A 5059-nucleotide genomic window follows, 5' to 3' on the forward strand; every position below is an offset into this window, starting at 1 on the left:
GCGCCCGGGCCCCCGGGGCGGGGGGCCCCGGGCCGTTCCGGGGCCGGTGGGTCAGGAGACGGGCGCGTACTCCGCGTTCCACGCCTCGACGGAGTCGGCGGCCCGGTCGAAGGCCTCCACCCGCGCCAGGAAGTCCGCGCTGTGGTCGGTGAGCAGCGTCAGCGGCTCCCCGTCGCCGTGCCGTACGAGCAGCAGCGCCTGCCCCTGCACCGTCCGCGGCAGGCCCAGCCACCGCACCGGCTGCTGCACGGTCCGCAGCGACGCGGCCCGGGCCCACGGCACCGTGACGGTGCGGAAGAACCGCACCTGACGCACCCCGTGCCGGCTCACCCACGTGCCGACGCGCAGCAGCCGCAGCGCCACCGCGATGACCAGCGCCGCGGCGCCCAGACACGCGCCCGCGGCCGGCAGGGCCCCGGCCAGCGCGATGATCAGGGTCGCCAGCAGCATGAAGGAGGCGATCAGCAGGGCCAGGGCCGCCGCGATCACCCGCCAGGGGCCGGGCCGGTAGGGGCGACGCCACTGGTCGTGGTCGTCGAACGGGAGCGCGATGTCGCCGCTCGTGGCTTCGAAAGCGCGGTCGGCCGTCAGGAAGGGCAGGGGCACGACAGATCCTTAACTCTTTGCACGCTCGTTCGGGCTGTGCCCGGTGAGGCTACCCAGCGCCCCCGCACCCGGCCACAGCAGGGGCGCGTACGGGTCAACGGCCCTGGGAGGCCTCGGACTGCTGCGCGTGCCCGGCCTGCGGGCCGGCCTGCAGTGCCGGCATCCCGAACAGCAGCGACCCCACGAGCCCGGCCACCACGGTCAGTCCGATCAGCGTACGGCCGGCGATCTCCGAGAGGCCGGGACGCTGCCGTGCCGGAGGGGTGACGTTACTGCGGAAGCGGTCGGTCTCCGCGACGAACGCGAACGGGACGGCCTCTCGCCGGGGGTGCATGGTGTGCTCTCCTCCTGTGTCGACAGTGGAATGCCGCTACTACCCGATACAGACGCTTGTACGAGCGGTTTGGTGCCCCGATCCGCCGAACCACCGGCGGCGAAGCCCCGACCTCGTTCTGGCTAGAGTAGGCGCGCCCGTCTACGCCACGCCGGAAGGACACCCGTGCCCCCCACTCCCGCTGAGAGCGCCAAGCTGCACTTCCGCAGTGATGTGACCGTTGACCTGGTCAGGAGCAGCGCCCATGACTCGGACGTGCTCTGGGCGGCCCGCGTCTCGACCGCCGGGGAGCAGTCGCTCGAGGAGCTCACGAAGGACCCGGAGCGCTCCAAGGGGCTGATCAACTACCTGATGCGGGACCGGCACGGCAGCCCCTTCGAGCACAACTCGATGACGTTCTTCATCAGCGCCCCGATCTTCGTCTTCCGCGAGTTCATGCGGCACCGCGTGGGCTGGTCGTACAACGAGGAGTCGGGCCGCTACCGGGAGCTCCAGCCGGTCTTCTACGTCCCGGACGCCTCCCGCAAGCTGGTCCAGGAGGGCCGCCCCGGCAAGTACGTCTTCGTCGAGGGCACGCAGGAGCAGCACGAGCTCGTCTCGCGCGCGATGGAGGAGTCGTACCTCCAGGCGTACGAGGCGTACCAGGAGATGCTCGCCGCCGGCGTCGCCCGCGAGGTCGCCCGCTCGGTCCTCCCCGTCGGTCTCTACTCGTCCATGTACGCCACGTGCAACGCCCGCTCGCTGATGCACTTCCTGGGCCTGCGCACCCAGCACGAGCTGGCGAAGGTCCCCTCCTTCCCGCAGCGGGAGATCGAGATGGTCGGCGAGCGCATGGAGGCGGAGTGGGCCAGGCTCATGCCGCTGACGCACGCCGCCTTCAACAAGAACGGCCGCGTCGCGCCGTAGCGCGGACCCGCCGGTCCCGGGGTCCGGGGCTGTACGGACGTACGGATGTACTGTCCGAAGTGTCCGTATTGCGGCGCTCTGAGAAGTTCATCTAGGCTGATCAAACGGACCCGGCACTGCTTGAACCCCCGAGCAGGCGGTGCCGGGCTCCGCTCCAGCCCGTCCCCGAGGGAACCCCACGCGCTGAGCAGCGAGTAGCGTGTTACCCATGGCTCCGATCTCCACTCCGCAGACCCCCTTCGGGAGGGTCCTCACCGCCATGGTCACGCCCTTCACGGCGGACGGCGCGCTCGACATCGACGGCGCTCAGCGGCTCGCCGCCCACCTCGTGGACGCGGGCAACGACGGCCTGGTCGTCAACGGCACCACCGGCGAGTCCCCGACCACCAGCGACGCGGAGAAAGACCAGCTCGTACGAGCGGTCCTGGAGGCGGTGGGCGACCGCGCCCACGTCATCGCGGGCATCGGCACCAATGACACCCGTCACACCCTCGAACTGGCCCGGGCCGCGGAGCGCGCCGGCGCGCACGGCCTGCTCGCCGTCACGCCGTACTACAACAAGCCCCCGCAAGAGGGCCTGTACCGGCACTTCACGGCCGTCGCCGACGCCACCGGGCTCCCCGTGATGCTCTACGACATCCCGGGCCGCAGCGGCGTCCCCATCGACACCGAGACGATCGTCCGCCTCGCCGAGCACCCGCGCATCGTCGCCAACAAGGACGCCAAGGGCGACCTCGGCCGCGCCAGCTGGGCCATCGCCCGCTCGGGCCTCGCCTGGTACTCCGGCGACGACATGCTCAACCTGCCGCTGCTCTCCGTCGGCGCCGTCGGCTTCGTCTCCGTCGTCGGCCACGTGGTCACCCCCGAGCTGCGGGCCCTCCTCGACGCCCACCTCAGCGGCGACGTCCAGAAGGCCGCCGAGATCCACCAGAAGCTGCTCCCGGTCTACACCGGCATGTTCCGCACGCAGGGCGTGATCACCACCAAGGCCGCCCTCGCCCTCCAGGGACTCCCCGCGGGCCCCCTGCGGCTGCCCCTCGTGGAGCTCTCCCCGGCCGCGACCGAGCAGCTGAGGACAGACCTCGCCGCCGGCGGGGTAGACCTGTGACAACGGACTTCACAACTGAATAGCAGCAACACAACCCTTTGTACCTGCATGAAAGTCACGCGCGCCACGTGTCTCAGCGGCACGTGGCGTGTGTGGTGAGGAGAGTCTTTTGAGCCATCCGCATCCTGAACTCGGTGCCCCGCCGAAGCTGCCCCCGGGCGGTCTGCGCATCACCCCGCTGGGCGGTCTCGGCGAGATCGGCCGCAACATGACCGTCTTCGAGTACGGCGGCCGACTGCTGATCGTCGACTGCGGCGTGCTCTTCCCCGAGGAGGAGCAGCCCGGCATCGACCTGATCCTGCCGGACTTCACGATCCTGAAGGACCGCCTCGACGACATCGAGGCCATCGTCCTCACCCACGGTCACGAGGACCACATCGGCGGCGTCCCGTACCTGCTCCGCCTCAAGCCGGACATCCCCCTGATCGGCTCGAAGCTGACCCTCGCCCTGATCGAGGCGAAGCTCCAGGAGCACCGCATCCGCCCCTACACCCTGGAGGTGGCCGAGGGGCAGCGCGAGGTGCTGGGCGCGTTCGACTGCGAGTTCATCGCGGTCAACCACTCCATCCCGGACGCCCTGGCCGTCGCCATCCGCACCCCCGCGGGCATGGTGGTCCACACGGGCGACTTCAAGATGGACCAGCTCCCGCTGGACAACCGCCTCACGGACCTGCACGCGTTCGCCCGGCTCAGCGAGGAGGGCATCGACCTCCTGCTCAGCGACTCCACGAACGCCGAGGTCCCCGGCTTCACCTCACACGAGCGCGACATCTCGAACGTGATGCGCTCCGTGTTCGCCGGCGCCCAGCGGCGCATCATCGTGGCGAGCTTCGCCAGCCACGTGCACCGCATCCAGCAGGTCCTCGACGCGGCGTACGAGTACGGCCGCAGGGTCGCGTTCGTCGGCCGCTCGATGGTGCGCAACATGGGCATCGCCCGTGACCTGGGCTACCTGCGCGTACCGCCGGGCCTGGTCGTCGACGTGAAGACCCTCGACGACCTGCCGGACCACGAGGTCGTGCTCGTCTGCACGGGTTCCCAGGGCGAGCCGATGGCGGCCCTGTCCCGCATGGCCAACCGCGACCACCAGATCCGCATCGTCCAGGGCGACACGGTGATCCTGGCGTCGTCCCTGATCCCGGGCAACGAGAACGCGGTCTACCGCGTGATCAACGGCCTGACCCGCTGGGGCGCGAACGTCGTCCACAAGGGCAACGCCAAGGTGCACGTCTCGGGCCACGCCTCGGCCGGCGAGCTGCTGTACTTCTACAACATCTGCAAGCCGAAGAACCTGATGCCGGTGCACGGCGAATGGCGCCACCTGCGCGCCAACGCCGAGCTGGGCGCCATGACCGGCGTCCCGAAGGACCGCATCGTCATCGCCGAGGACGGCGTGGTCGTCGACCTGGTCGACGGCAAGGCCAAGATCGTCGGCAAGGTCCAGGCGGGCTACGTGTACGTGGACGGCCTGTCGGTCGGCGACGTCACGGAGGGCGCACTCAAGGACCGCCGCATCCTCGGAGAGGAGGGCATCGTCTCGGTCTTCGTCGTGGTCGACTCCACGACCGGCAAGATCGTCGGTGGTCCGCACATCCAGGCGCGCGGCTCCGGCATCGAGGACGGAGCGTTCGACGCGGTGCTCCCGAAGGTCGAGGACGCGCTGAACAAGTCGGCCCAGGACGGCGTCGTGGAGCCCCACCAGCTCCAGCAGCTGATCCGCCGCACGATCGGCAAGTGGGTCTCGGACACGTACCGCCGTCGTCCGATGATCCTGCCCGTGGTGGTGGAGGTCTGACGCTCCACCAGGCCGGGCCGGAGCGGGGCGACCTCGATTTGCATCGGGGCGCCCCGCTCCAGTACGTTTACGGCTCCGCCCGAGGGGAACCCGGTACGTTCACGCACCGAAGGGGACCCGGAGGAGCGGAAAATCCGACTCAGAACTTCTGATAAAGTCGGAAAGCGCCGAAAGGCGAAAGGCCCTCCAACGGCCGCTGGATACGAAATTCGGACCGGGAACGGAACGGAAAACGGATCTGGTAGAGTTGGAAACACCGAAGGGAAGCGCCCGGAGGAAAGCCCGAGAGGGTGAGTACGAAGGAAGCGTT

5 protein-coding genes are annotated in these 5059 nt (G+C 69.7%); 3 read left to right on the forward strand and 2 right to left on the reverse strand.

Annotated features, from left to right (window positions below):
- Nucleotides 1–51: 51 nt before the first annotated feature.
- Together RND61_RS32230 and RND61_RS32235 are read right to left on the reverse strand one after the other, a co-directional pair.
- Nucleotides 52–606 (reverse strand): hypothetical protein, encoded by a 555-nt coding sequence (locus RND61_RS32230; RefSeq protein ID WP_315881721.1) that lies wholly within the window; start codon nt 604–606, stop codon nt 52–54.
- 94 nt (nt 607–700) lie between these two features.
- Nucleotides 701–940: a hypothetical protein gene (locus tag RND61_RS32235; RefSeq protein ID WP_315881722.1), complete on the reverse strand. Its 240-nt coding sequence runs from the start codon at nt 938–940 to the stop codon at nt 701–703.
- A gap of 165 nt (nt 941–1105) precedes the next feature.
- On the opposite strand from RND61_RS32235, the gene thyX reads away from it, so the two are divergent.
- From thyX to RND61_RS32250, 3 genes are all read left to right on the forward strand, one after another.
- Complete coding sequence (gene thyX / locus RND61_RS32240; protein ID WP_315881723.1) at nt 1106–1846, forward strand: FAD-dependent thymidylate synthase; 741 nt, start codon at nt 1106–1108, stop codon at nt 1844–1846.
- Nucleotides 1847–2054: 208 nt separating this feature from the next.
- A complete protein-coding gene (gene dapA, locus RND61_RS32245) occupies nt 2055–2954 on the forward strand; it encodes a 4-hydroxy-tetrahydrodipicolinate synthase (protein ID WP_315881724.1) in 900 nt (299 codons plus the stop codon).
- A 109-nt stretch (nt 2955–3063) separates the two neighbouring features.
- The gene (locus RND61_RS32250; RefSeq protein ID WP_315881725.1) at nt 3064–4749 is read left to right on the forward strand and encodes a ribonuclease J; all 1686 of its coding nucleotides are present in this window, start codon (nt 3064–3066) and stop codon (nt 4747–4749) included.
- Nucleotides 4750–5059 lie beyond the last annotated feature (310 nt).

Source organism: Streptomyces tamarix (assembly GCF_032423885.1).
In the GTDB taxonomy this organism is placed as follows: Bacteria; Actinomycetota; Actinomycetes; order Streptomycetales; family Streptomycetaceae; genus Streptomyces; species Streptomyces tamarix.